Below are 25,025 nucleotides of genomic sequence, written 5' to 3' on the forward strand. Positions count from 1 at the left end.
GTGGACGGGCGCCGGCATGACATGCCGGCGCCCGCTCATTCCCGGCCCGGTCGGGCGGTCGTCATGCCCGCATTAGACCAGCACGCGCTCGATCCCGCCATGGTTCGCCCGTGCGACATAATCGGCCATCCAGTTCTCGCCGAGCACCTGGCGCGCGATTTCGACCACGATGTAGTCGGCTTCGAGGTTCGCGTCCTCGCCGTAGCGCGACAGGCCCTGCAGGCACGACGGGCAGCTCGTCAGGATCTTCACGTCCGGGCCGTTCGCGGCCGCGGCGGCCGGCGCCGGCGCATCGCCCGCCACCACGGGAATCGCGCGCAGCTTCGCGGCGCCCTTGCGGATCTCCTCTTCCTTGCGGAAGCGGACCTGCGTGGAGATGTCCGGCCGCGTGACCGCGAGCGTGCCCGATTCGCCGCAGCAGCGATCGTTCTTCTCGATCTTGTAGCCGTCCTTCTCCGAGCCCATCAGCTCGTTGACCAGCTTCACCGGGTCGATCGTCTTGATCGGCGTGTGACACGGGTCGTGATACATGTAGCGCGTGCCCGTCACGCCGTCGAGCTTCATCCCCTTCTCGAGCAGGAACTCGTGGATGTCGATGATCCGGCAGCCCGGGAAGATCTTGTCGAATTCGTAGCCCGCGAGCTGGTCGTAGCAGGTGCCGCACGACACGACCACCGTCTTGATGTCGAGGTAGTTCAGCGTATTCGCGACACGGTGGAACAGCACGCGGTTATCCGTGACGATCTTCTCGGCCTTGTCGTACTGGCCCGAGCCGCGCTGCGGATAGCCGCAGCACAGGTAGCCCGGCGGCAGCACCGTCTGCACGCCGGCTTCCCACAGCATCGCCTGCGTGGCCAGCCCGACCTGCGAGAACAGGCGCTCGGAGCCGCAGCCCGGGAAGTAGAACACCGCTTCCGAATCGACGGTCGTCGACTTCGGGTTGCGGATGATCGGCACGATCTTGTTGTCCTCGATGTCCAGCAGCGCGCGCGCCGTCTTCTTCGGCAGGTTGCCGGGCATCTTCTTGTTGACGAAGTGGATCACCTGCTCGACCGCGGGCGGCTTGCCGGTGGTCGCGGGCGGGTGCTGCGTCTGCTTCGTCACGACCTTCTTCAGCATGTCGTTCGCGAAGCGCTGCACCTTGTAGCCGACGCCCATCATCACGCCGCGCGCGAGGTTGATCGTCTGCGGATTGGTCGCGTTCAGGAAGAACATGCCCGCCGCATTCCCGGCGTTGAACTTCTTCTTGCCCATCTTGCGCAACAGGTTGCGCATGTTCATCGTGACGTCGCCGAAGTCGATCTTCACCGGGCACGGCGTCGCGCACTTGTGGCACACCGTGCAGTGGTCGGCCACGTCGTTGAACTCGTCCCAGTGCTTGATCGACACGCCGCGGCGCGTCTGCTCTTCGTACAGGAACGCCTCGACCAGCAGCGACGTCGCGAGAATCTTGTTGCGCGGGCTGTACAGCAGGTTCGCGCGCGGCACGTGGGTCGCGCACACCGGCTTGCACTTGCCGCAGCGCAGGCAGTCCTTCACCGAATCGGCGATCGCGCCGATGTCGGACTGCTGCATGATCAGCGATTCATAGCCCATCAGCCCGAAGCTGGGCGTGTACGCGTTGCGCAGGTCGGCGCCGTCGAGCAGCTTGCCCTTGTTGAAACGGCCGTTCGGGTCGACGCGCTGCTTGTACGCGCGGAATTCGGCGATCTCGTCGTCGGTCAGGAATTCGAGCTTCGTGATGCCGATCCCGTGTTCGCCGGAGATCACGCCGTCGAGCGAGCGCGCGAGCGTCATGATGCGGGCGACCGATGCATGCGCGTCCTGCAGCATCTCGTAGTTGTCGGAGTTGACCGGGATGTTGGTGTGGACGTTGCCGTCGCCCGCGTGCATGTGCAGCGCGACGAACACGCGGCCGCGCAGCACGCGCTTGTGGATCGCCTGCGCTTCGTCGAGGATCTGCTTGAACGCGCCGCCGTTGAAGATCGCGCGCAGTTCCGCGCGGATCTCCTGCTTCCACGAGATGCGGACCGTGCGGTCCTGCGTAATGTGGAACACGGTCGCGCCCGGCTGCTCGTCCGCGCGATCGGCGAACTTCTCGGCGAGCGCCTCGTAACCGAGCTGCACCAGGTAGTGCTGCGCCTCGCGCAGCGGCTGGTCGAGCCGGTCGCGCACGAACTCCCAGCGCGCGCGCACGCGCTTGAGCAGCTCCAGCGCCTGCTGCACACGGTCTTCGAGCAGTTCGGCGCTCGGGATCTCGTTCGCGTCGTCGGTCTTGCCGAGCGGCAGGTTGCCGCCGCGGAAGAACGCTTCGAGCGCGTCGACCAGCTGCAGCTTGTTCTTCAGCGACAGCTCGATGTTGATCCGCTCGATGCCGTCGGTGTACTCGCCCATCCGGTTCAGCGGGATCACGACGTCTTCGTTGATCTTGAACGCGTTCGTGTGCTTCGCGATCGCGGCCGTGCGGCTGCGGTCGAGCCAGAAGCGCTTGCGCGCCTCCGCGCTGACCGCGACGAAGCCTTCGCCGCTCTTGCCGTTCGCCATCCGGATCACTTCGGACGTCGCCTGCGCGACCGCATCGGCGTCGTCGCCGACGATGTCGCCGATCAGCACCATCTTCGGGAACGCATTGCGCTTGCTCTTGGTCGCGTAGCCGACCGCGCGCAGGTAGCGCTCGTCGAGGTGCTCGAGGCCCGCGAGGATCGCGCCGCCCTGCTTCGACGTTTCGAACAGGTAGTCCTTGATCTCGACGATGCTCGGGATCGCCTCGCGCGCCTGGCCGAAGAATTCGAGGCAGACGGTGCGCGTGTGCGCGGGCATCTTGTGCAGCACCCAGCGCGCGGACGTGATGAGCCCGTCGCAGCCTTCCTTCTGCACGCCCGGCAGGCCGGCGAGGAACTTGTCGGTCACGTCCTTGCCGAGCCCTTCCTTGCGGAACCGGCGGCCTTCGATCTCGAGCATCTCGGTACGCAGCAGCTTCTCGCCGGGGGCGTATGCGCCGTCGAACCACTTCAGCTCGAAGCGCGCGACCGCGATGTCGTGGATCTTGCCCTGGTTGTGCTCGTGGCGCGTGACTTCGAGCCAGTTGCCGTCCGGGTCGACCATCCGCCACCAGGCCAGGTTGTCAAGCGCGGTGCCCCACAACACGGCCTTCTTGCCGCCCGCGTTCATCGCGACGTTGCCGCCGATGCACGAGGCGTCGAGCGAGGTCGGATCGACCGCGAACACGTAGCCGGCCGCTTCCGCTGCCTCGGTCACGCGGCGCGTGACGACGCCCGCGCCGGAGAAGATCGTCGGCACCTTGTGCGCGACGCCCGGCAGCTCGGTCAGCTCGACCGCGCCGAGCTGTTCGAGCTTCTCGGTGTTGATCACCGCGGAGAACGGCGTGAGCGGCACCGCGCCGCCCGTGTAGCCGGTGCCGCCGCCGCGCGGGATCACGGTCAGGCCGAGCTCGAAGCACGCCTTGATCAGGCCGGCGATCTCGGCTTCGGTGTCGGGCGTCAGCACGACGAACGGGTATTCGACCCGCCAGTCGGTCGCGTCGGTCACGTGCGACACGCGCGACAGCCCGTCGAAGCGGATATTGTCCTTCTGCGTGCAGCGGCCGAGCGCCTTGGTCGCGCGGCGGCGCAGGTCGGCCATCTTGTCGAATTCGTCCGCGAACTCGTTGACCGCCCGCTGCGCGGCGGTCTCGAGCATCTCGACGCGCGACGCGCGCTCGCGGCCCGCGTCGTCGCGGTGCTCGGTGAGATCCGCGCTGCGGCGCTTGCCGATCTCGGTCAGGCGGTGGTTCAGCGCCTCGATCAGCAGCGCGCGGCGCTTCGGGTTGTCGAGCAGGTCGTCCTGGAGATATGGGTTGCGACGCACGACCCAGATATCGCCGAGCACTTCGTACAGCATCCGTGCCGAGCGGCCCGTGCGGCGCTCGGCACGCAGTTCGTCGAGCACCGACCACGCCTCTTCGCCGAGCAGGCGGATCACGATCTCGCGATCCGAGAAGGACGTGTAGTTGTAGGGAATCTCGCGCAAGCGGGGCGCGGGGTCGGCGGCGACGGCGGCGGCCGCGCCATGCGGATCGAAAACTTGTGGTGCGTTCATGTTCGGACGACTCGGAGGGCCGATACACCGTGCACGGGCGTCGGCAAGCGCGTAGGCGCAATCTTGGGGAAATCTGTTCTGTTACCAGGCGCGCGGCTGTCCTTCATGGGGCCGGAGCGGGCGACTCGCCCCTCCGGGCCGGCGACAGGGCCTGGCGGCACTCGGAACCATCAGCACGATCGCGCGCGGCGCGCATGCCGTTCGGCCGCGGGGCTGGCTGCGCGCGGCGTCGGCTTCAACGGTGCGATCCGAGGGTGCCTCTGCATCTTCCGAATCCTTGATTCAAAACGGAATTCTAACCCATGATCGCGCCGCCCGTGGCACGCCGGACAGGTCGTGGGGCTATCGCCGCGAGCCGCGCCGGGCGGGGCTCGGCGCGATTTCATGTGATCATTCGCCGTCCGTCCGGTCGGTAACCATACGGTTAAACCGGTAAAAACCGGCCGCCGGCGGCGCCAAGGGTCCGCCCGCACGCGCAGGCGGCCGTCCACGACCACCCGCCCGGCATGCCGCTTGCGTGCGGGCGGACCCTTGGCGCTATCATTGACCCTTTACCGTCTGCATCCGCACTGCACGCGAGCGCCCATGGCATCCCACGATTACCTGAAGAAAATCCTCACCGCGCGCGTCTACGACGTCGCGATCGAGACGGAACTCGAACCGGCCCGCAACCTGTCGGCCCGGCTGCACAACGCCGTTTACCTGAAGCGCGAGGACAACCAGCCGGTGTTCTCGTTCAAGCTGCGCGGTGCGTACAACAAGATGGCGCACATTCCGGCGGACGCGCTCGCGCGCGGCGTGATTACGGCGTCGGCCGGCAACCACGCGCAGGGCGTCGCGTTCTCGGCGGCCCGGATGGGCGTCAAGGCCGTGATCGTCGTGCCCGTCACGACGCCGCAGGTGAAGGTCGATGCGGTGCGCGCGCACGGCGGCCCGAGCGTCGAGGTGATCCAGGCGGGCGAATCGTACAGCGATGCGTATGCACACGCGGTCAAGGTGCAGCAGGAGCGCGACCTGACGTTCGTTCACCCTTTCGACGACCCGTACGTGATCGCCGGCCAAGGCACGATCGCGATGGAGATCCTGCGCCAGCACCAGGGCCCGATCCACGCGATCTTCGTGCCGATCGGCGGCGGCGGGCTCGCGTCCGGCGTCGCCGCGTACGTGAAGGCGGTGCGCCCGGAGATCAAGGTGATCGGCGTGCAGGCCGAGGATTCGTGCGCGATGGCGCAATCGCTGGACGCGGGCGAGCGCATCGAGCTGAGCGAAGTCGGGCTCTTCGCGGACGGCACCGCGGTGAAGCTCGTCGGCGAGGAAACCTTCCGGCTGTGCCGCGAATTCCTCGACGGCGTCGTGACGGTCAACACCGACGCGCTGTGCGCGGCGATCAAGGACGTGTTCCAGGACACGCGCAGCGTGCTCGAGCCGTCCGGCGCGCTCGCGGTCGCGGGCGCGAAGCTGTACGCGGAACGCGAAGGCATCGAGAACCAGACGCTCGTCGCGGTCACGTCCGGCGCGAACATGAATTTCGACCGGATGCGCTTCGTCGCCGAGCGCGCCGAGGTCGGCGAAGCGCGCGAAGCCGTGTTCGCGGTCACGATCCCCGAGGAGCGCGGCAGCTTCAAGCGCTTCTGCTCGCTCGTCGGCGATCGCAACGTCACCGAGTTCAACTACCGGATCGCCGATGCGCAATCCGCGCACATCTTCGTCGGCGTGCAGATCAAGCGCCGCGGCGAATCGGCGGAGATCGCCGCGAACTTCGAGTCGCATGGCTTCAAGAGCGTCGACCTGACGCACGACGAGCTGTCGAAGGAACACATCCGCTACATGGTCGGCGGCCGCTCGCCGCTCGCGCTCGACGAGCGCCTGTTCCGCTTCGAATTCCCGGAACGGCCGGGCGCGCTGATGAAGTTCCTGTCGTCGATGGCGCCGGACTGGAACATCAGCCTGTTCCACTACCGGAATCAGGGCGCGGACTACAGCTCGATCCTCGTCGGGCTGCAGGTGCCGCAGGCCGATCGCGCCGAATTCGAACGCTTCCTCGCGGCGCTCGGCTATCCGTATGTCGAAGAGAGCGCCAACCCGGCTTACCGCCTCTTCCTGTCGTAAAGGCTTCGTGCAATGAATCCCGAACATTCCCCGCTCGGCAAGGCCACCGTCTACGCAGCGCAGTACGACGCGTCGCTGCTGTTCCCGATCCCGCGCGCCGGCGCGCGCGAGCAGCTCGGCATCACGTCGGCGCTGCCGTTCTTCGGCACCGACATCTGGAACGCGTACGAGCTGTCGTGGCTCAACGCGCGCGGTAAGCCGCAGGTCGCGATCGCGACGTTCTACGTGCCGGCCGAATCGCCGAACATCGTCGAATCGAAGTCGTTCAAGCTGTATCTCGGCTCGTTCGCGCAGTCGAAGTTCGACTCGGTCGACGCGGTGCGCGACGTGCTGAAGCGCGACGTGTCGGCCGCGTGCGGCGCGAGCGTGTCGGTCCAGCTGGTGTCGGCGCACGATTTCGCCAAGCTCGAGATGGACGAGCTCGACGGGCTGTCGCTCGACCGGCTCGACCTCGACACCGACGTGTACGAACCCGATCCGTCGCTGCTGTCGGCAGCCGACGGCGAGAACGAAGCGCCGGTCGAGGAAACCCTCGTGTCCGACCTGCTGCGCTCGAACTGCCCGGTCACGGGCCAGCCCGACTGGGGCAGCGTGCAGATCCACTACGTCGGACCGCAGATCGACCACGCTGGGCTGCTGCGGTACATCATCTCGTTCCGCAATCACACGGGCTTTCATGAGCAGTGCGTCGAGCGGATCTTTCTCGACATCCTGCATGCGTGCAAACCGGTGAAGCTCGCGGTGTATGCGCGCTATACGCGCCGCGGCGGGCTCGACATCAACCCGTTCCGCACGAACTACAACCAGCCGATGCCGGATAACGCACGGACGGCGCGGCAGTGAATGAGTGGGTTGGCGGACATTTTCGGTCCGCCAACACTGCGTGCTTGCGGAAGGCGCGCCTCTCTAATTCGGTGCGAATACGTCGGCCCGGCACTTCGGACAATACAGGCAGATTGTTCGACCATCGTGCATGGAAATGAAGCCTCGCCTTGCCTGGTCTATCCTCCATTTCGCCGCGCCACCACCCGCCAGACGCGCTTCGCCTTCGGCATAGCAACGCGCGGCGTCCAGGTCATGGCTGTACGCCCGTTCTGTTACGCGGTCCGCACGCTTGAAAAACGCGCTGACATCCGCACGCCGAAGAACGAACGTACGACACATATCGGCCGTTTCGTCCCCGCTGATGTCAGCCGACCACGCACCGTTCCTGACGATTTCGACTGACTCCGGCACGACAATGGGTAGCGCGCCGCCAGGCGATAACCTATTGGGCAACGTGCCCGCAAGCGCACCGTGGTCGATCAAGAGCGCCAAAGTCAAAACTGCGATCCAGATCACCATTGCCCCCGGCGGCGTCCGTGCGGTTCTTCCGCAAGCCGCGACGTACACTGTCACCTGTCCCGCGCCGGCAAGCCGCCAAAGGTGCGTGCAAAGTTGCTCTCGATATAGGCCAGCGCACGCGTCAGCGCGTCGTGGTCTTCGTACAGATCGACAAGCGCGTCCTCATCGAGCGAATCTGGACCGATGCGCTTGATCTGTTCAAGCCGCAGACGGATGGTTTCCATCAGTACGGCGCATTCGCCCATCAGCGATGGTACGGCCATGTCGGCTGGAATTTCTGCTTGGTCACCTGGAGTCGTTTCAATTCACCTTTTGACAATAAGTAGCCTACTCCCGCAGCAAACCGATGAATTTGGCAAACGGCATGTTGCCGGGAGGCGCCAACCTGTGATGCCCCTCAATCAAGCATGCGCCTTACCAAACACAGCCCCAAGAGCAATTACGCATTGCCCGGCATCCGCCAGACACCGCGCCTGTTCGAATATCCGATGTTTCACGGCAGCGCGGCCAATCGCGCGGCGTCCCATCTCCTTTCTACGGCTGCACGATGCAGCATCGCGAGCGTAATCGGTTCCCGTTTGAAGTCGTGCGGCTTTCGGAGCACCCATCGCAGGAATAGCGAATAGAGCAACCCTTCGCCTTCCATCAGGAAATATCTGTGGAAATCGAAATCGCCCGTATCCACAGCAAACCGTTCAAAAAAGTGCCCCATGAAATCGTTGGCTTCGTCGCCGGTTTGACCCAGGTCTTCCCAGAGCCGAGTGCCAGCGGCGAGCGGCTTCGATGGGCCGAGCCCTGCCTCCGACCTGACAAAGGCCTCGATCTCGTCCCAACTCACCTTTTCCATCAGAACACCCTATCCTCGCGTTTGACCAGGCTGTTGTATCTGCAGACCATGCCGTGAACGATCGCGAACACGTCACGCGCAAGCAGCGCCCAACCCACGCCGGGAACGGCACGTCCGACAAACACGCTGAGCTTATGGGTCAAGATGATCCGAAACGACTTGATACTCTGCAACGTGACGGTGGGTAAAACCTTCCTGTTCAACTGGTATCGGAAAATCGATCGAGCCATCACGGATGCGACGGACGTTCCTTTCGTCGCGCCGCCGAATTTCTGCCGCGTCGGCAAAACCGGCCAGCCCGCGAGAATCAGGATCACAGCTTCGACATCGTCGATCCCGGCCCGTGCACACGTCTCTTCTACAGCCACGAAAAAGAAAAGCTCGGCGGGAGTGAGATCCGAATGAACGCTGTAGCGGTATGTATTGCTCGTCATGGTGCGACTTCACGAAATCGTTGATCGGGAAGACGACCATACCCAGCAATCCGCTTGGTCTGCTCGTTCGAATTTCACGATGCCGGTTGCGAATTACGCGCCCATCACTGCCGTCACCCGCCAGACGGACCTATCGTCTCGCGCTCTCATCGACAGGACTCTATTCAAAGTGTAAAAAATTCAGTGCCAACGCAACAAGGCCGGTGCACATCAATGCACCGGCCTTGTTGTACAGCTTCCGCCCTCGCCGCGTTACTTCACCGGCGGCTTGTACGCGATGCAATCGACCTCGACCTTGCAGTCGATGACCATGCTCGACTGCACGCAGGCCCGCGCCGGCGGATGCTCGCCAAAGTACGACACGAAGACCTTGTTGAACGACGCGAAATCGCGCGCGTCGTCGAGCCACACGCCGCAGCGCACGACGTGCTCGAGGCCATAGCCGGCTTCCTTCAGGATCGCGATGACGTTCTCGATCGTCTGCTTCGACTGCGTGACGATCCCGCCTTCGACGACCTCGCCGTTCACCATCGGCGTCTGGCCCGACACGTACAGCCAGCCGTCGGCCTCGACCGCACGCGCGAACGGCATCACCTGGCCGCCGGTCCCCTTCGCTTCGCCTACGCCATATCGCTTCATCGTTTTACTCCTCATATTTCGGTTGCGGATGCGCGCGCCTGCTGCTGCGGCGCGCGCGGAAGATCGGAATGCGCGCGTTCAGAACGCCGCATCGGCACTGGCCGGCACGCGTTCGCCGCGTGCGACGAAACCGCCGGCGCGCTCGCCGGTCGGCTGGCCGTTTTCGTAAGTCAGCACGCCGTTCACCCACACCGCGTCGATCCCGTGCGCGGGCTGTTGCGGCTTCTCGAACGTCGCCGCGTCGATCACGCTCGCCGGATCGAACAGCACGAGATCCGCGTGGTAGCCGACATGCACTTCGCCGCGCTTCGCGATGCCATAGCGGCGCGCGGACAGCGACGTCATCTTGCGGATCGCCTCTTCGAGCGGCAGCAGGTTGGTGTCGCGCACGTAATGGCCGAGCACGCGCGGGAACGCGCCCCACAGCCGCGGATGCGGCAGCGGATCGTTCGGCAGGCCGTCGGAGCCGACCATCGTCGCCGGATGCGACAGGATCCGGCGCACGTCGTCCTCGGACATGTTGTGGTACACGGCGCCCGCGGGGCGAATGCGCTGCGCGGCTTCCTGCTCGCTCACGCCCCAGTCGGCCGCGATCGCCTTCAGCAGCTTGCCCGCGACTTCCGGGTGCGGCTCCGACCACGTGATCGTGATGTCGATGTCGCCCGTCACCTGCTTCAGGTCGAGCGTCGACGAACTGCGGCTGTACGGATAGCAGTCGCAGCCGACCGGCTGGTAACGTCGCGCGCCGTCGAGCGACGCGAGCACCTCGGTGCTGCGCCCCCAGTTCGACGGGCCCGCGCACTTCAGGTGCGAAATCACGACCGGCACCTGCGCGTGGCGGCCGACGCGGTACGCCTCGTCCATCGCGTCGAGGATCGCGTCGAACTCGGTGCGCATGTGCGTCGTATACAGCGCACCGGCTTGGGCGAGCGGCTCGGCGAGCGCCATCACTTCCTCGGCGGGCGCCGCGAACGCGGAGCCGTACGCGAGACCCGACGACAGGCCGAGCGCGCCGTTCGCGAGCGCCTCCTCGAGCTGCGCGCGCATGCCGGCGATCTCGTCGTCGGTCGCCGCGCGGTCGAGGCGGTCCATCTGGTTGTTGCGCAGCGCCGTGTGGCCGACGAGCGCCGCGACGTTCACGGCCGGGCGCGCAGCGTTCACGGCCGCGACGTAAGCAGCGAAGGTCGGGTACTGGAACGCGCCGCGCTCGCCGAGCAGGTTCATCGGATCGGGCGGATCGCCCGCGAGCGTCACCGGCGACGCGCTGATCCCGCAGTTGCCGACGATCACGGTCGTCACGCCCTGCGAGATCTTCGGGATCATCTGCGGCGCGCGGATCACGTGCGTGTCGTCGTGCGTGTGCACGTCGACGAAACCCGGCGCGAGCGCACGGCCGTTCGCGTCGACGACGTTCTCGGCCAGCCAGTTCGACAGGTTGCCGATCGCCGCGATCAGGCCGTTGCGGATCGCGACGTCGCGCATGACGGGCGGCGCGCCGGTGCCGTCGTACAGTTGCGCGCCGACGATCAGCGTATCGGCCGCTTCGGGATGCGAATGCATGGTCAGTCTCCTACCGGTTGACGGTCGCCGCCGCCGCGGTGCGCATCGAGCGCGTGTTTGATGCGGCGCAGCGATTCCCGGCCCGCATCGCCGAGCCGCAACGCGACGCCGGTGACGAGCACGTCGATCGCCATCATCATCGCGTAGCGCGATGTCGACGGCTTGTAAATGAAATCGGTTTCGAACGCGACGACGGGAATCAGATGGTCGGCAAGCTTCGCGAGCGGCGACGCCGGCGCGGTGATCGCGATCAGCTTCGCGCCATAGCGCTTCGCGAGCCGGCAGCTTTCGAGCAGCTCGGGCACGCGCCCGCTCACCGACAACGCGACGACGACCGTGTCGCCCGACAGCGTCGCGGCCACCATCCGCTGCAACAGGCTGTCCTGGTAGCTCGCGACCGGCCGGCCGAAGCGCACGAGCCGGAAGCGCAGCTCGTCGGCGAGTGCGGTCGAGCCGCCGCCCTGCCCGTACACGTACGTCATCTTGGCCCCGGCGAGCAGGTCGGCCGCCGCGTCGAACGACGTGTTGCGCAGCAGCTGGTGATTGTGCGCGAGCGCCACGCGGATTTCGTCGTAGACCATCGACGCGGGGCTCGCATCATCGGCCGGCGCGTCGTCGGACGGCACCAGAAAGCGCTGGCCGACGGCCGCCGCCTGCGCGACGAGCACCTTCAGTTCGCGCACGTCGCGGCAGCCGACGGCCTTCGCGAAACGCGTGACCGTCGCGACGCTGACCTCCGCGTCGCGCGCCAGTGCGCCGATGCTCGCATGCGCGGCGCGCGCCAGATCGGCGAGGATGAACGCGGCGACCTTGCGCTCGGCTTCGCGCAGCTCGGGCGCGCATTCGGCGATCCGCGCGACGATGTCGAGGACCGGGACGGCGGCCTGAGCCGAATGGGGCTCGGCGGCGGGCGAAGCGGACGAGGAAGCGGGCGTGTTCATCGAGGGAAAAGGGTGCGGGGCTTGATGTTATTAAATAACATCACCGCGCAGATGCTACTTTCTGTACCATCTGCATGTCAACTTCAGTGCAATGCATAGTGATGATGGAGCGGGATGACATGAAAGTTACAAACTATCAGGAAGCGACGATCGATCCGTTCGGCAAGGGCCTGGGCAATCTGCCGAGCGCGAGCGTGCCGCTCGGCGACGCGGGCCGGCTCGAATGGAATCTGCTCGCGGAAGACGTCAGCCTGCCGGCCGCCGTGCTTTACGAGGATCGCGTCGAGCACAACCTGAACTGGATGCAGGCGTTCGTGCAGAAATACGGCGTCAAGTTCGCGCCGCACGGCAAGACGACGATGGCGCCACAACTGTTTCGCCGCCAGCTCGACGCCGGCGCGTGGGGCATCACGCTCGCCACCGCGCACCAGACGCAGGCCGCATATCACGGCGGCGTGCGGCGCGTGCTGCTCGCGAACCAGCTGGTCGGCCGCCAGAACATGACGATCATTGCTGGGCTGCTCTCCGATCCCGATTTCGAATTCTTCTGCCTCGTCGATTCCGCGGAGAGCGTCGACCAGCTCGGCCGCTTCTTCGGCGCCGCGAAGAAATCGCTGAACGTGCTGATCGAGCTCGGCGTACCGGGCGGCCGCGCGGGCGTGCGCGATGCCGCGCAGCGCGAGGCCGTGCTGGCCGCGATCGCGCGCTATCCGGACACGCTGAAGCTGGCCGGCATCGAGCTCTATGAAGGCGTGCTGAAGGAGGAAGGCGAGATCCGCGCGTTCCTCCAGCAGGCGGTCGCGCTCACGCGCGAGCTGGCCGAAGCCGGCCGCTTCGCGCGCACACCGGCGATCCTTTCCGGCGCCGGTTCGGCGTGGTACGACGTGGTCGCGGAGGAATTCAGGAAGGCGTCCGACGCGGGCTTCGCGGAAGTCGTGCTGCGTCCGGGCTGCTACCTGACGCACGACGTCGGCATCTACAAGAAGGCGCAGACCGACGTGTTCGCGCGCAACCCGATCGCCCGCTCGATGGGCGAAGGGCTGCTGCCGGCGCTGCAGCTGTGGGCATACGTGCAGTCGGTACCGGAAGCCGACCGTGCGATCGTCGCGCTCGGCAAGCGCGACGCGGCGTTCGACGCGGGCCTGCCCGAGCCGGCGCGCCACTTCCGCCCGGGCCGCGACACCGCGCCGCGCGACGTCGCCGCCACCGAAGGCTGGGCCGTCACCGGGATGATGGACCAGCACGCGTACCTGCAGATCCCGCCGGGCGCGGACGTGAAGGTCGGCGACATGGTCGCGTTCGACATCTCGCACCCGTGCCTGACGTTCGACAAGTGGCGCCAGGTGCTCGTGCTCGATCCGCAGTTCCGCGTAACGGAAGTCGTCGAAACGTTCTTCTGACGCCCGCCGCGCGCGGCGCCGCCCTGCCGCTCGCGCGGGGCGGCCGTCACGCGCGCTTCAATCTGCCGGAGTACACTGCGCTTTCGTCCTCGGGGCCCGTCGCGGACGTCATGCACGGCGCGACCGGGCCTTCAACGCTGCTTCACTGGAGAAAGCCATGGCCGCGAAGAAGATCCTGTTCCTGACCGGCGATTTCGCCGAAGACTACGAAACGATGGTGCCCTTCCAGGCGCTGCAGGCCGTCGGCCACCACGTCGATGCAGTCTGCCCGGGCAAGCGCGCGGGCGACAAGATCAAGACCGCGATCCACGATTTCGAGGGCGACCAGACCTACACCGAGAAGCCCGGCCACAACTTCACGCTGAACGCGGCGTTCGACGACGTCGACGCGGCGCGCTACGACGCACTCGCGATCGCGGGCGGCCGTGCGCCCGAATATCTCCGACTCGATCCGAAGGTGATTTCGCTCGTGCGCGAGTTCGCCGAAGCCGGCAAGCCGATCGCGGCGATCTGCCACGCGGCGCAACTGCTCGCGGCCGCCGACGTGATCCGCGGCAAGCGCATTTCGGCCTACCCGGCCTGCGCGCCGGAGGTCAAGCTCGCGGGCGGCGAATACGCGGACATTCCGGTCGACGCGGCCGTGACCGACGCGCCGTTCGTCACCGCGCCCGCGTGGCCCGCGCATCCGGCCTGGCTCGCGCAGTTCCTCGCGCTGCTCGGCACGCGCATCGAGCTGTAAACGCCCAATCAGAATGAAATGAAGCGGCGGTCGGCGGCGTTCACGTGCCGCCCGGCCCCGCGTATCAACGCGCGACCGGTGTCGACCCGACGTCCGCGATCCGAGATTCCAGCATCGCGAGCGCACCCGACAGTGCATTCAGCACATCGTCCGGCAACTGCGCCATCGTCTGTTCGAGAAACGCCTTGCGGCGCGGCAGGCACGCGTCGAACGCCGCGCGGCCGGCGTCCGTCAGCGTGACGTTGGTCACGCGGTTGTCGCGCGCGTCCGATTCGCGCTCGATCCAGCCGAGCGCGTCGAGCGACTTCAACTGGCGCGTGAGCGCGCCCGGATCGATGCGCAGCACTTCGACGAGCTTCTTCTGCGACGCATGCCCGTCCATCGTGTGCAGCGCGACCATGATGCGCCAGCGCGGCATCGGCTGCCCGACGTGCGCTTCGAACGCGGTCATGAAGGCGCGATACGTGCGTCCGAATTGCTGCAAGATCGCGACGCGGTCCTGTTCTTCCATGCGCTGATTTCGTTCCGGTGAATCGTTGAGTCGTCGAATCGCCCGATCGGTCGATCGCTCGGTTAGTCAGTTAATCGGCCGCGACGTGCGGTTCGATCTTGCGCCGCAGCGCGATCGGCGGCACGCGACGGCACTGCCACACCGACACCACCGCGACGACGGCCGCCATCGCGACACCCAGGTGAATCGCGCCGACCAGCGATTCGCGGGCCGCTTCCAGCAGCAGCGCGCCATTATGCCCGGCACGCGTCAACTCCGCGACGAGACCGCCCTGCGCCGCGCGATCGATCAGGATCTGCGGATCGGCGAGGCGCGCGTGCCACTGCATCGCGTGGTCGGTCGACAGCGCATTGCGCACGCCGCCCGAATACATCTGGTTGACGAGCGTGCCCGTGAGCGCGGTGCCGAGCATCCCGCCGACCATCCGCAGCGACTGCAGGAGCGCCGTCGCGATGCCGAGATGCTCGCGGCCGGCCGTCTGCTGCGCGAACACGGTGAGGTTCGGCAGCACGAAGCCGAGCCCGATGCCGCCCGCGACCATCAGCGCCATCAGCATCCAGGTCGGCGTCGTGTGGGTCGACACGACGATGCCCGCGCACGCGATCGCGAACAGCACGAAGCCGACGTGCAGCATCGTGTTCGGATGGCGGATGCGCGTGACGACGCGGCCGTTCATGATGCTGCCGATCGTGATGAACACGACGAGCGGCGTGATCACGAGCCCGGCCTCCCTCGGCGACATCCCGAAACCGCCCTGGAACAGCAGCGGCGCGTAGAACAGCAGCGAGAACATCGAGAAACCGGCGAGGATCGCGAGCACGAAGAGGGCCGACAGTGCGCGGTTGCCGAACATGTCGAACGGCAGAATCGGCTGCGCGCAGCGCTTTTCCCAGTGCCACAGGCCGATGCCCGCCGCGACCGCGACGACGAGCAGCAGCGACGCCCAGCTCGCGACGCCGTACTTCGGCAGCCATTCGACGAATAGTTGCAGCGCACCGAGCGACAGCGCGATCAACAGCGCGCCCGGCCAGTCGAGCCGCATCTTGCGGTCGTGCTCGACGTGGCGCAGGTGCGGCAGGTAGCGCCACACGAAGAACAGCGACAGGATGCCGATCGGCAGGTTCACGTAGAACACCGAGCGCCAGCCGAACGACTGGGTCAGCACGCCGCCGAGCGACGGGCCGACCGCATTCGCGATGCCAAACGCCGAGCTCATCAGCACCTGCCAGCGCAGCCGCACGACGGAATCGGGGAACAGATCGGGAATGCACGCGAACGCGGTGCCGACCAGCATCCCGCCGCCGATTCCCTGCAGCCCGCGCGCGAGCACGAGATACAGCATGTCGTTGGCCATCCCGCACAGCACCGACGCGCCGGTGAACACGACGATCGACGCGATCACGAACGGCTTGCGGCCGTAGTAGTCGCCGAGCCGGCCGAAGATCGGCACCGTGATCACGGAACTGAGCAGGTACGAGGTCGCGACCCACGCGTACAGGTCGAAGCCGCGGAGTTCGGCGACGATGGTCGGCAGCGCGGTGCCGACTACCGTCTGGTCCAGCGCGACCAGCATGGTGACGAACGAGATCCCGATCATCGCGAGCAGCGATTCGCGGAACGGCAGGACTTGCCCGCTCGAATGGTGGGCGGCAGTATGAACGGCCATTTTTTGTCGATGCAACTTTTGCCGAGTCAAAGAATCTCAAAATTCTAGCATGCCGGAGTAATCTAGGCTGGCGATAGGTTCAGGGCCTGTTCAGGCCAGGGAGAAAGATGGAACCGATTTCAATCACCCCCGCGACGACGCTTTCGCCGGAGGATCGGGACGCGCTGCGGCGCGCGAAGCAGGTGCTGGAAAGCCCGTCGCTGACGATGAAGCTGACGGGCGTGCTCGGCGCGCCGGTCGAGAAAATGATCGCGCGGCTGCCGGACTTCGCGACGGGCAAGATCAACGACGCGACGCAGCTCGCGCTGCGCAAGTGCCTGAACATCGCGCTGCGCACGCTCGGCAAGCCACAGGCGCCGGACGCCGAGCCTGAAAAGCCGAGCAACCTGCTGCACAAGCTCGCGGTCGCGACGACCGGCGCGGCGGGCGGCGCGTTCGGCTTCCTCGCGCTGCCGGTCGAACTGCCGGTGACGACCACGCTGATCTTCCGCTCGGTGTGCGACATCGCGCGCAGCGAGGGCGAGGACCTGACGTCGGTCGATACCCAGTTGCAATGCCTGGCCGTGCTCGGCATGGGCGGCAACCCGGACAAGCAGGAGGAAGACGCCGATCTCGGCTATTTCGTGCTGCGCGGCGCGCTCGCGCAGGCGATCTCGAAGGCGTCGTCGGACATCACCGCAAAAGGCATCGCCGCGCACAGCTCGGCGGCCGTCTTCAAGCTCGTGCAGACGGTGGCGTCGCGCTTCTCGGTGCAGGTGACCGAGCAGATGGCCGCGAAGTCGATCCCGGCGATCGGCGCCGTGCTCGGCGCGACCGTCAACACGCTGTTCATCGACCACTTCCAGCAGATGGCGCACGGCCACTTCACCGTGCGCCGGCTCGAACGCAAGTACGGCTCGGTGGCCGTCCAGGCCGCCTATCAGGCGATCGACGCCTCGCCCGCGCGCTGAACCGCACGCTCGACCGCGACGCGGCGCAGGAACGCGGCCGCGCCGTCGAGCGCGTCGCGCGCTTCCGGCACCATCGGCGCGTACAGTTGCCACACGTGCGGCATGTCGGGCCACACCTCGATTTCCACCTGAACGCCGGCCGCCTTTGCCTTCTCGGCGACGCGGCGCGAATCGTCGAGCAGCACCTCGGTGCTGCCGACCTGGATATACAGCGGCGGCAGGCCCGTGAAATCGGCGTAGAACGGCGACGCGTACGGATTCGTCGCGGGCTCGTCGCCCAGGTACAGCGTCGCCGCCTTCGGCAGCGCTGCGGCCGCGAACATCGGGTCGCGGCCGTCATTGCTGCGCATCGTGCCGCCGGTGCCGGCCAGGTCCGTCCACGGCGAGAACAAAATCGCGCCAGCCGGCAGCGGCTCGCCGCGGTCACGTAGCGCGACGAGCGTCGCGAGCGCGAGGCCGCCGCCCGCCGAATCGCCGCCGAACACGATCGACTCGGGCGGCGTGCCGAGCGCCAGCAGTTGCCGGTAAGCGGCGAGCGCATCGTCGAGTGCGGCCGGAAAGCGGTTTTCGGGCGCGAGCCGGTAGTCGAGCGAGAAAGAACGCACGCCCGCGCGCTTCGTCAGCCCGAACACCAGCGGCCGGTGTGTTTTCGTCGAACAGAAGTAGTAACCGCCGCCGTGGAAATACAGCAGCGTGCGGCCCGGCCCGCGGCCCGCGCCCGCATCGGTGCGTTCGAGCCATTCGCCGCGCAGCGGCGCGTCGTCGGCGCCATAACACTGCCGCAACCGGTAGCCCGACGGCGGCCGGCGCGGCACGAACATCCGCAGGTCGGTAAAGCGCCGGGCACGCGCGGGGTCGAGCACCTCGCGCGTGGTCTCCGGACGAAACTGCCAGCGCAGCAGCCAGCAGGCGAACTTGCTTTGCCAACTCATCGGACGCACTCCGTCATCGCAGTGTGACGATGGTACGTTCAAACGTTCCCGCGTCGCTCGACAGGTGCCTCTACATCAAACGCCGGCGCTCAGTTCGCCGGCATCACCTGGCCGCGGATCTCACCGGACGGATGCTCCTTCGTATGGATGTTGAAATACCACTTGCCGCCCATCAGGTCGGTGACCTGCTCATCCGTGAGCGCCTTCGAACCCTTGATCGGGCTCGCCAGTTCGTCCTTCGGAATCGGCACCTGCACGCCGGCGTTCTGGCCGACCGGCGCGGGCCCGTGGAAATGCGCGGCGGTGGCCGGCCCCGTGAGGTGTTCGTAAGTGACCGTCCACTGCAGCATGTGGGTGGCCGTGTCGTAGGCGGCGGCGACGGTGCCGGAGCCCTTGGTCGCCGTCGGCGGCACTTCGCTCGACGGCTGCAGACTGGCGGACAGGCGCACCGTTTCGGCGGCGGCGCTGCCGGCGGCCAGCACGCCCGCCAATAACGCGACCTGGAGCGAACGCAGCTTGAGCATGGATTCTCCTTGTACGACGTGGTACGCCGCCGGAACGGGGGCGCTACGCATGATGGTAGTCGATCGCCGCCGCGCCGGCAGTCCACCGAACGGCCATGCTGCGAATCGCCGCACCGCCCGTCGGCGCGCCGCGCGTGGCCGGCGATCTTGCGCGGCGGCTGGCGCGGCAGTCTGCTTCAGGCTGGAACGGACCTTTGCAGCCTGACGGCTGAATCCATGCGCGGCCTTTCGCTACACTTCGTTCCACAGTTGCTTGTTTCCTTCGTCCGAAGGAGTCTGCGAGTATTCACGCGGCCACCCGGCCGCGTTTTTTTTGCGTGCGCCGCACGTCACGCGCGGTAGCCCGGATCGATCCGGTCGACGATACGCTGCAGCGCGTCGAACGCGTCCTGTCCCGCGCCATGCTTCGGATCGAAATTCAGCGAATCGCGCACGCACCCTTCGAGCACGGGCGGCGCAATCGGCAGCGCAGCGCCGATCGCATGCGTCGCGATCTGCACCTCGCACGCGCGGTTGAGCAGCCACATCAGCGAAAACGTCTGCGCGAGCGTCGCGCCGATCGTCACGGGGCCGTGGTTGCGCAGCAGCAGCACCGGCCGCCCGCCCGCGCTCTCGACGATGCGCCGGCCTTCCTCGAGATGCACGGTGATGCCTTCGAAGTCGTGATACGCGATCTTCCCGTACAGCTGCGCCGAATAGAAATTCGAGAACGACAGCCCGTCGCGCGAACAGCACACGGCCATCGTCGGCGTCGTGTGCACGTGCATCACGCAGTGCGCATCGGGCAGCGCCGCATGGATCGCGCCGTGAAACGTGAAGCCGGCCGGATTGATCGGCCAGTCGGAATGACCGATCACGTTGCCGTCGATGTCGATCTTCACGAGATTCGACGCGCACACCTCGCGGTAATGGAGCCCGAACGGGTTGATCAGGAAATGTCCGTCCTCGCCCGGCACGCGCAGCGAGATATGGTTGTAGATCAGCTCGGTCCAGCCGAGATGATCGAAGATGCGGTAGGCGGCCGCGAGCTGCACCCGCGCCTGCCATTCGGCTTCGGAAAAGCGCGCGGGACGCGTGAACGGCTGGTTCGGTACACGTTGCATGGAAAACTCCGGTTGCGAGGGCGCGGCCCCGGGCGAATGGCGGTGCGCATCGTCCATCGTGTGCAGGCGCCGGGCGCGGTGCGAGGTGCGTATCACGCACGTGTGGCGGCGCGTCGTTCGGCGCCGTTCCGGCCCGCATTGCGCGAGCGGCTCGGCAGCGCCCCTTCACGATTCACTTATAGTTGCGCGCACAACCATATCACCTTTCCCCGCATGCCGGTATCGCGGGTTTTGCCGGAGCCGTTCGTGCCCTTACAGCTGGTCGTCGACCGGCAGCAGCGTGAAGATGCCCGTCATCACGTTGCGCAGCAGCCCCGCATGCGGGTCGACGTGATAGGTGGCGGTCTGGCCGCCTTCGGTGCCCGTCCATTCGAGCGCCGGCGGGCCGCCATCGGTCCGCTTCGCGAGCGTGACGCGGTAGCTTTCGTCCGGCTGCGTCACGCGCGTGAAGATCGCCGCGCCCTGCTGCGCGAGCACGGGGCTGTGGATCACGAGCGCAAGCTCGGTGTTCAGGTGCGCGGAGCGCGGATCGAGGTTCAGCGAGCCGATTACGAGGATTTTCCGGTCGATCACGTACGCCTTCGCATGCAGGCTCGCACGCGAGCGCGAACCGAACAGCCGCGCGGGCTGCTGGTCCGGCTGCGACTTGAATTCGTACAGCTCGACGCCGCGCTGCAGCAGCGGCACGCGATACGGCGCATAGCCGGACTGCACCGCGACCGCATCGGTCGCCGCGAGCGAGTTCGTCACGATCGCGACGCGCACGCCGCGCGCGGCCGTGTCGCCGAGAATCTTCACGCCGGCGTCGTGCGGCACGAAGTACGGCGAAAACGCGAGGAATTCCATCTGCGCGCCGCGCGTCAGCTCGGCCAGGCGCTGCATCGGCGGGCTCACGTACGTGCCGGTCGGCCGCGCGACCTTGTCCGGCGCATCGACCTTGAATTCGGCCGGCGCCCACACGAGTTCGAGTTCGTCGCGCGCGATCTGCCGGGCGAGCGGCGTCGCGTTCAGCGGTTTCGCGTTGTACGGATCGGCGTTCTTGCGCCAGTGATCGCGCAGCTCGTCGCGCATCGCGTCGAGATCCTTCGGATCGAACGTCTGATGATTGAGCACGCGCAACGGATAGCTGCTCGCGCTCGCCCAGTAGTCGTCGAAGCTCTTCGAGATGTCGCCCGTCACGGGGCCGGCCGCCAGCACGTCGAGATCGCGGAACTGCAGCGTCGGGCTCGCACTGAAGTATTCGTCGCCGAGATTGCGGCCGCCGACGATCGCGAGCTGGTTGTCCGCGATCATCGCCTTGTTGTGCATCCGGCGCGTGAAGCTGTCGATCCGCGTGAAGAAGTTGGCCGTGCGCTCCATCATGCCGCGCTGCGACGCGCCGAACGGGTTGAACACGCGGATCTCGATGTTCTGGTGCGTATTCAGCGCGGCCATCACGCGGTCGATATCGTGGAAGTTCAGGTCGTCGACCAGCATCCGCACGCGCACGCCGCGATCTGCCGCGTACAGCGCCGCGCCCAGCAGCAGCTTGCCGGTGGTGTCCTCGGTCGCGATGTAGTACTGCATGTCGAGCGTCTTCGTCGCCGCACGCGCAAGCGCGATGCGCATCTGCAATGCGGTGGCGCCGTCGGCCAGCAGCCGGAAGCCCGACTGCCCGGGATGCGCGGCTTCCGGCGCGGCCAGCGCATCGCGCAGCGGCGTCGCGGTTTCGGCCGACAACGCGTGGGAGACGGGGCGATCGAGCGAGGTGGCGGGCGGATGCGTCGCGCATGCGGCGAGCGGCAGCAGCGCGCAGACGACCAGCGCGCGGGCCTTGCGGCATGCGGCGCGCCACGACAACGCGGCCGGCGCGCGCCGGATCAAGGATGTGAGCACGGAAGCTTCCTCGACAGTCGGATCAATGGGCACATCATGGCCGCGGCGCGCGGCCGACAGGCGGTTCCGGACGATTCTAGTGGGCGCCCGACGAGCGGGTCAATCGAGCGGCCCCCGCATGCCGCGCCGCCGCCACGTGCGTCATGCACGGCGGCTCGTGATGCGTGTGCGCGACCGGTCGCCGCTCGTGCGGGCATCGGCGCAGGTCCAATCAATCTCACGGTGCGCCGCTCCCGTTCGAAATGGCTGCGCACGCAGCGGATATGCGTCCGCATCGCGGTGCGCACCTCTTCGGGCCGGTGCGCGCAAATCGCCTCGTACACGACCCGTGTGCTGCAATGACAGCAACTCGGATGCCTGCTCACCCTCCATCGTCATCCGGCCACGCCGATGGAGATGTGCTCGCGCAGCATGCCGATCACGCTCGTATGTAGATGCAGGAACATCGTGTTGTCCGACGCGAACGCGATCGCCTCGTGCAGCTTCGCCTGGGTCGCGGCTTCGACGGCCGCGTCTTCCTTCGCGTGCGCGGTTTCGAGCTGGTAAGCGGCGACGTGCATGCCGAAAAAACAAAAAACCCACGCCCGAGCGAGCGTGGGTTGCTTCATGTCGCTTGCCGATCGCCGGCGCTGACGGCCGGCGATCGGCCGCGGGATCAGCTGCCCTTCGCGATGCGATCCTGGATGTGCTGCGCGCGGCTCGCCGACGACGGGTGCGAGCTCATCATCGAGCTCTGGCCGCCGTCCATCTGCGCGAGCTTCTGGAAGCCGGTAACGAGGCCCTTCTGGCTCATGCCCTTCTGCTTCATCAGGTCGAACGAGTAGTCGTCGGCCGCGCTTTCCTGCGACTGCGAGAACTGCGCGTTGATGAACTTCTCGGTGATGTCGCCGAGCTGCGAGCTCGACAGCGCCGCCACGCCCGGCGATGCCGCGCCGGCCGCGCTGCGCGCCGCGCTCACCGCGTATGCCGTCTGCATCGCCTTCTTCGAGTGGCCGAGTGCGACGTGGCCCATTTCATGGCCGATCACGCCGCGCAGCTCGTCGTCGTTCATCATGTCCATCAGGCCGCTGTACACGCGCACGCAGCCGTTGCCCATCGCCCACGCGTTGACGTCCTTGGTCATGTAGACCTTGTAGTTGATCTTCTGGCCGTTCAGCGTCATGTCGCCGAAGCCCTTCATCACTTTCGTCAGGCGCTTCGCGTACGCGCTGTTCGCCGGCGCGATCTTCGATTCGGCGTCGCTCGACTTGCACGACTCGTTCGACAGCGCGGCGATGTCGCTGTCCGACAGCGTCGCTGCCTTGTACAGGTTGGTCCCCGCCGACGTCAGGCTGTTCGCGTCAAGGCTCTGCACCCCGCCGCACGCGCTCAACAGAAACGCCACGCCACATGCCGCCACCGCTTTCTTGAGTTGCATCCCGGAATCCCTCGATAGTTGTATTTGGGAGCGGCGATTTTGCATAATCCGGCAGAAAATTACCAGATGTTTACATCCAATGACACGTTCATTACTCAGTGGATTGACATGACGTAGCGATCCAGCCCCGGATTGGCGACGAAAAGTGGGGCAATCGCGGCGACCGGCGCGCCGGCCGGAAAGGAAAGCGGCCGCCGCTCAGGCCGTCTGGTCGCGGCGCCGCGTCAGACGGCGTGCGACCAGCATCGGCAGCCGCATCGCGAAGCCGGTGAACAGGCGAGGTGCATCAACGCGAGCAGCGCGTTGTCGCGGCCGTAGTGAAAGTGCGACACACCGCCTTCGTGCCGGCCGAAATAGCGCACCGGCGCATCGATGCGGATCGGGCGTACGCCGGCCCAGCACAGCCGCACGGCCGCTTCGGGACCGAAGTCGAAGCCGCGCATCCACGGCTGGCGCCGCATGATCGCCGCCAGCGGCGCGACCGGATAGACGCGAAAGCCATACGACGAATCGCCGATCCCGGCCCACAGCGTCTCGCTCGCCGATCGCGACGCGCCTCTCAGCGTGCACCGCGCATGCGGCGCAGCGACCCCGCCGGCTTGCGCGCGAAGCACTTGCCGTACGCGGCGAGCCAGCAATCGCGATGATCGAAGTTCCGCAGCAGCCGCGCGCGGCGCCGCTCGAGCCAGTAGAGCGAGATCGCCATCGTCAGCGCGACGGCCAGCGCCGAGCCGCCGATCACGAGTCCCAGCCAGGTGTCGCCCATGCGTTCTCCGGAATGCGGGGCCGAAGCGGCGTGCCTGCCGCCGCTCCGGCAGGGGGGATAGTGGGGAACGCGGCCCGCGCGGGCGCGAACGTCGTACGGGCCGCCGCGCGTCAGTGCATGTGCTGACCGCCGTTGATCGCGATGTTGGAGCCCGTCACGAAGCCGGCCTCCTCCGAGCACAGGTAAGCCACCAGCGCCGCGACTTCCTCGGGCTTGCCGAGCCGGCCCGCCGGGATCTGCGGGAGGATCTTCGTGTCGAGGATGTCCTGCGGAATCGCGGTGACCATCTTCGTCGCGAGGTAGCCCGGCGACACCGTGTTCACCGTCACGCCCTTGCGCGCGACCTCGAGCGCGAGCGATTTCGTGAAGCCGTGCATGCCGGCTTTCGCGGCCGCGTAGTTGGTCTGGCCGACCGCCCCCTTCGAACCGTTCACCGACGAGATGTTGACGATCCGGCCCCAGCCGCGCTCGACCATGCCGTCGCAGACCGGTTTCGTCATGTTGAACACGGAATCGAGGTTGGTGCGGATCACCGCATCCCAGTTGACCTTGTCGAGCTTGCGCAGCGTCATGTCGCGCGTGATGCCCGCATTGTTCACGAGAATGTCGACCGGGCCGACGTCGCGCACGATCTTCTCGATGCATTGCTGGCACGAGTCGTGATCGGCCACATCCACCGGATACGCATGGAATTCGCGGCCGGCCGCATGCATCTCGGTCAGCCAGCGGTCCGCGCCGGCATTGTTCGGCGAATACGTGACGACTACCCGGTGACCCGCGTCGTTCAACCGGATGCTGACCGCCTCGCCGAGGCCGCCCATCCCACCTGTCACAACTGCGATTCGCTTAGTCATACTATGAATTACCGACAAAAAAAGTAATCGATGAAAGGCGGGGCGACGGCATCGCACCTGCTGCCGCCCCACCGCTTCGATGCGCAGCCGCCTGCGTCGCGGGCGCGACACGCACCGGCACCTCGCGCTTGTCGTTGACCACCTGTGTTGCGCGAAAACCGCCCGGCTCGCCCGCGGCGCTGGCCCACGCCGCAAGCGAACCGTGTCGTCAGCCGCTGCTCAGACGCGCTCGACCGCGAGCGCGACGCCCATCCCACCGCCGATGCACAGCGACGCCAGCCCGCGCTTCGCGTCGCGCTTGGCCATCTCGTGCAGC

General features: G+C 66.7%; 23 protein-coding genes and 2 pseudogenes. 5 read left to right on the forward strand and 20 right to left on the reverse strand.

All coding sequences use genetic code 11. The annotated features are described in order from the left end of the window. Window positions 1-72: 72 nt before the first annotated feature. Window positions 73-4,098 (reverse strand): DUF3683 domain-containing protein, encoded by a 4,026-nt coding sequence (locus HWX07_RS35525; protein ID WP_175879390.1) that lies wholly within the window; start codon window positions 4,096-4,098, stop codon window positions 73-75. A 585-nt stretch (window positions 4,099-4,683) separates the two neighbouring features. On the opposite strand from HWX07_RS35525, the gene ilvA reads away from it, so the two are divergent. Beyond that, window positions 4,684-6,207 carry a threonine ammonia-lyase, biosynthetic gene (gene ilvA / locus HWX07_RS35530; RefSeq protein ID WP_175879391.1) on the forward strand — a complete coding sequence of 508 codons (1,524 nt, stop codon included), beginning with the start codon at window positions 4,684-4,686 and terminating at the stop codon, window positions 6,205-6,207. A gap of 12 nt (window positions 6,208-6,219) precedes the next feature. Continuing rightward, window positions 6,220-7,050: an NADPH-dependent 7-cyano-7-deazaguanine reductase QueF gene (queF, locus tag HWX07_RS35535; RefSeq protein WP_175788624.1), complete on the forward strand. Its 831-nt coding sequence runs from the start codon at window positions 6,220-6,222 to the stop codon at window positions 7,048-7,050. Between the two features lie 63 nt (window positions 7,051-7,113). Here queF and HWX07_RS35540 read toward each other — a convergent pair whose 3' ends face one another. The 7 genes from HWX07_RS35540 to HWX07_RS35570 form a co-directional block, all read right to left on the reverse strand. Further along, window positions 7,114-7,551, reverse strand: coding sequence for a hypothetical protein (locus HWX07_RS35540; protein ID WP_175879392.1), 438 nt, complete (start codon window positions 7,549-7,551; stop codon window positions 7,114-7,116). Between the two features lie 50 nt (window positions 7,552-7,601). Then, complete coding sequence (locus HWX07_RS35545; protein WP_175879393.1) at window positions 7,602-7,814, reverse strand: hypothetical protein; 213 nt, start codon at window positions 7,812-7,814, stop codon at window positions 7,602-7,604. Window positions 7,815-8,044: 230 nt separating this feature from the next. Further along, on the reverse strand, window positions 8,045-8,398 hold the full coding sequence (locus tag HWX07_RS35550) for a DUF1493 family protein (RefSeq protein ID WP_175879394.1): 354 nt from the start codon (window positions 8,396-8,398) through the stop codon (window positions 8,045-8,047). Then, window positions 8,398-8,832, reverse strand: coding sequence for an STM2901 family protein (locus HWX07_RS35555; RefSeq protein WP_175879395.1), 435 nt, complete (start codon window positions 8,830-8,832; stop codon window positions 8,398-8,400). Before HWX07_RS35555 ends, HWX07_RS35550 begins: the two co-directional genes overlap by 1 nt. Before the next feature lie 252 nt (window positions 8,833-9,084). Then, window positions 9,085-9,471 (reverse strand): RidA family protein, encoded by a 387-nt coding sequence (locus tag HWX07_RS35560; RefSeq protein WP_006477830.1) that lies wholly within the window; start codon window positions 9,469-9,471, stop codon window positions 9,085-9,087. Between the two features lie 78 nt (window positions 9,472-9,549). Then, a complete protein-coding gene (locus tag HWX07_RS35565; RefSeq protein WP_175879396.1) occupies window positions 9,550-11,031 on the reverse strand; it encodes a D-aminoacylase in 1,482 nt (493 codons plus the stop codon). A 2-nt stretch (window positions 11,032-11,033) separates the two neighbouring features. Beyond that, a complete protein-coding gene (locus HWX07_RS35570; protein ID WP_175879397.1) occupies window positions 11,034-11,972 on the reverse strand; it encodes a MurR/RpiR family transcriptional regulator in 939 nt (312 codons plus the stop codon). A 119-nt stretch (window positions 11,973-12,091) separates the two neighbouring features. On the opposite strand from HWX07_RS35570, the gene HWX07_RS35575 reads away from it, so the two are divergent. Next, window positions 12,092-13,372: an amino acid deaminase gene (locus HWX07_RS35575; RefSeq protein ID WP_175766815.1), complete on the forward strand. Its 1,281-nt coding sequence runs from the start codon at window positions 12,092-12,094 to the stop codon at window positions 13,370-13,372. Between the two features lie 157 nt (window positions 13,373-13,529). After that, entirely contained in the window at window positions 13,530-14,111 is a 582-nt protein-coding gene (locus HWX07_RS35580; protein WP_006477826.1) for a DJ-1/PfpI family protein, read from the forward strand. Between the two features lie 64 nt (window positions 14,112-14,175). Here the strand turns inward: HWX07_RS35580 and HWX07_RS35585 are convergent, their stop codons facing one another. Together HWX07_RS35585 and HWX07_RS35590 are read right to left on the reverse strand one after the other, a co-directional pair. Then, window positions 14,176-14,622, reverse strand: a complete 447-nt coding sequence (locus HWX07_RS35585) for a MarR family transcriptional regulator (RefSeq protein WP_069620876.1) — start codon at window positions 14,620-14,622, stop codon at window positions 14,176-14,178. 70 nt (window positions 14,623-14,692) lie between these two features. Further along, window positions 14,693-16,288 carry an MDR family MFS transporter gene (locus tag HWX07_RS35590; protein ID WP_175879398.1) on the reverse strand — a complete coding sequence of 532 codons (1,596 nt, stop codon included), beginning with the start codon at window positions 16,286-16,288 and terminating at the stop codon, window positions 14,693-14,695. A 107-nt stretch (window positions 16,289-16,395) separates the two neighbouring features. Here HWX07_RS35590 and HWX07_RS35595 point away from each other — a divergent pair, with 107 nt between their 5' ends. Beyond that, window positions 16,396-17,238 carry an EcsC family protein gene (locus tag HWX07_RS35595; RefSeq protein WP_006477823.1) on the forward strand — a complete coding sequence of 281 codons (843 nt, stop codon included), beginning with the start codon at window positions 16,396-16,398 and terminating at the stop codon, window positions 17,236-17,238. Here HWX07_RS35595 and HWX07_RS35600 read toward each other — a convergent pair. The 10 genes and pseudogenes from HWX07_RS35600 to HWX07_RS35645 form a co-directional block, all read right to left on the reverse strand. After that, a complete protein-coding gene (locus tag HWX07_RS35600) occupies window positions 17,208-18,170 on the reverse strand; it encodes an alpha/beta hydrolase (RefSeq protein ID WP_175879399.1) in 963 nt (320 codons plus the stop codon). The genes HWX07_RS35595 and HWX07_RS35600 overlap by 31 nt on opposite strands. Before the next feature lie 89 nt (window positions 18,171-18,259). After that, window positions 18,260-18,694, reverse strand: coding sequence for a CHRD domain-containing protein (locus HWX07_RS35605; RefSeq protein WP_175879400.1), 435 nt, complete (start codon window positions 18,692-18,694; stop codon window positions 18,260-18,262). Between the two features lie 329 nt (window positions 18,695-19,023). Beyond that, window positions 19,024-19,797 carry a class II aldolase/adducin family protein gene (locus HWX07_RS35610; protein WP_069233136.1) on the reverse strand — a complete coding sequence of 258 codons (774 nt, stop codon included), beginning with the start codon at window positions 19,795-19,797 and terminating at the stop codon, window positions 19,024-19,026. A 252-nt stretch (window positions 19,798-20,049) separates the two neighbouring features. Next, entirely contained in the window at window positions 20,050-21,672 is a 1,623-nt protein-coding gene (locus tag HWX07_RS35615; protein ID WP_175879401.1) for a phospholipase D family protein, read from the reverse strand. Between the two features lie 233 nt (window positions 21,673-21,905). Continuing rightward, window positions 21,906-22,214: pseudogene (locus HWX07_RS37285) on the reverse strand (FCD domain-containing protein); the annotation flags it as partial. Window positions 22,215-22,327: 113 nt separating this feature from the next. Further along, window positions 22,328-23,089 (reverse strand): M48 family metalloprotease, encoded by a 762-nt coding sequence (locus HWX07_RS35625; RefSeq protein ID WP_089468438.1) that lies wholly within the window; start codon window positions 23,087-23,089, stop codon window positions 22,328-22,330. Window positions 23,090-23,287: 198 nt separating this feature from the next. Continuing rightward, window positions 23,288-23,625 (reverse strand): annotated as a pseudogene (locus HWX07_RS35630) (glycosyltransferase family 2 protein); the annotation flags it as partial. Between the two features lie 23 nt (window positions 23,626-23,648). Beyond that, window positions 23,649-23,855 carry a hypothetical protein gene (locus HWX07_RS35635; protein ID WP_175879403.1) on the reverse strand — a complete coding sequence of 69 codons (207 nt, stop codon included), beginning with the start codon at window positions 23,853-23,855 and terminating at the stop codon, window positions 23,649-23,651. 110 nt (window positions 23,856-23,965) lie between these two features. After that, a complete protein-coding gene (gene phbB / locus HWX07_RS35640) occupies window positions 23,966-24,709 on the reverse strand; it encodes an acetoacetyl-CoA reductase (RefSeq protein ID WP_034174402.1) in 744 nt (247 codons plus the stop codon). 219 nt (window positions 24,710-24,928) lie between these two features. Continuing rightward, window positions 24,929-25,025: hypothetical protein (locus HWX07_RS35645; RefSeq protein WP_148092888.1), on the reverse strand; the 97-nt coding region annotated here is incomplete at its 5' end.

Origin of the sequence: Burkholderia sp. BCC0097, from assembly GCF_902832985.1 — a bacterium.
Taxonomy (GTDB): Bacteria; Pseudomonadota; Gammaproteobacteria; order Burkholderiales; family Burkholderiaceae; genus Burkholderia; species Burkholderia orbicola.

Excerpts from the sequence above, each read along its gene's own strand:
- HWX07_RS35590 (WP_175879398.1), bottom strand. The coding sequence starts at position 16,288 with ATGGCCGTTCATACTGCCGCCCACCATTCGAGCGGGCAAGTCCTGCCG.
- HWX07_RS35595 (WP_006477823.1), top strand. The coding sequence starts at position 16,396 with ATGGAACCGATTTCAATCACCCCCGCGACGACGCTTTCGCCGGAGGAT.
- HWX07_RS35600 (WP_175879399.1), bottom strand. The coding sequence starts at position 18,170 with ATGAGTTGGCAAAGCAAGTTCGCCTGCTGGCTGCTGCGCTGGCAGTTT.
- ilvA (WP_175879391.1), top strand. The coding sequence starts at position 4,684 with ATGGCATCCCACGATTACCTGAAGAAAATCCTCACCGCGCGCGTCTAC.
- queF (WP_175788624.1), top strand. The coding sequence starts at position 6,220 with ATGAATCCCGAACATTCCCCGCTCGGCAAGGCCACCGTCTACGCAGCG.
- HWX07_RS35580 (WP_006477826.1), top strand. The coding sequence starts at position 13,530 with ATGGCCGCGAAGAAGATCCTGTTCCTGACCGGCGATTTCGCCGAAGAC.
- HWX07_RS35560 (WP_006477830.1), bottom strand. The coding sequence starts at position 9,471 with ATGAAGCGATATGGCGTAGGCGAAGCGAAGGGGACCGGCGGCCAGGTG.
- HWX07_RS35610 (WP_069233136.1), bottom strand. The coding sequence starts at position 19,797 with ATGCAACGTGTACCGAACCAGCCGTTCACGCGTCCCGCGCGCTTTTCC.
- HWX07_RS35625 (WP_089468438.1), bottom strand. The coding sequence starts at position 23,089 with ATGCAACTCAAGAAAGCGGTGGCGGCATGTGGCGTGGCGTTTCTGTTG.
- HWX07_RS35570 (WP_175879397.1), bottom strand. The coding sequence starts at position 11,972 with ATGAACACGCCCGCTTCCTCGTCCGCTTCGCCCGCCGCCGAGCCCCAT.
- HWX07_RS35565 (WP_175879396.1), bottom strand. The coding sequence starts at position 11,031 with ATGCATTCGCATCCCGAAGCGGCCGATACGCTGATCGTCGGCGCGCAA.
- HWX07_RS35525 (WP_175879390.1), bottom strand. The coding sequence starts at position 4,098 with ATGAACGCACCACAAGTTTTCGATCCGCATGGCGCGGCCGCCGCCGTC.
- HWX07_RS35575 (WP_175766815.1), top strand. The coding sequence starts at position 12,092 with ATGAAAGTTACAAACTATCAGGAAGCGACGATCGATCCGTTCGGCAAG.
- HWX07_RS35545 (WP_175879393.1), bottom strand. The coding sequence starts at position 7,814 with ATGGCCGTACCATCGCTGATGGGCGAATGCGCCGTACTGATGGAAACC.
- HWX07_RS35605 (WP_175879400.1), bottom strand. The coding sequence starts at position 18,694 with ATGCTCAAGCTGCGTTCGCTCCAGGTCGCGTTATTGGCGGGCGTGCTG.
- HWX07_RS35550 (WP_175879394.1), bottom strand. The coding sequence starts at position 8,398 with ATGGAAAAGGTGAGTTGGGACGAGATCGAGGCCTTTGTCAGGTCGGAG.
- HWX07_RS35585 (WP_069620876.1), bottom strand. The coding sequence starts at position 14,622 with ATGGAAGAACAGGACCGCGTCGCGATCTTGCAGCAATTCGGACGCACG.
- HWX07_RS35635 (WP_175879403.1), bottom strand. The coding sequence starts at position 23,855 with ATGGGCGACACCTGGCTGGGACTCGTGATCGGCGGCTCGGCGCTGGCC.
- HWX07_RS35540 (WP_175879392.1), bottom strand. The coding sequence starts at position 7,551 with ATGGTGATCTGGATCGCAGTTTTGACTTTGGCGCTCTTGATCGACCAC.
- HWX07_RS35555 (WP_175879395.1), bottom strand. The coding sequence starts at position 8,832 with ATGACGAGCAATACATACCGCTACAGCGTTCATTCGGATCTCACTCCC.
- phbB (WP_034174402.1), bottom strand. The coding sequence starts at position 24,709 with ATGACTAAGCGAATCGCAGTTGTGACAGGTGGGATGGGCGGCCTCGGC.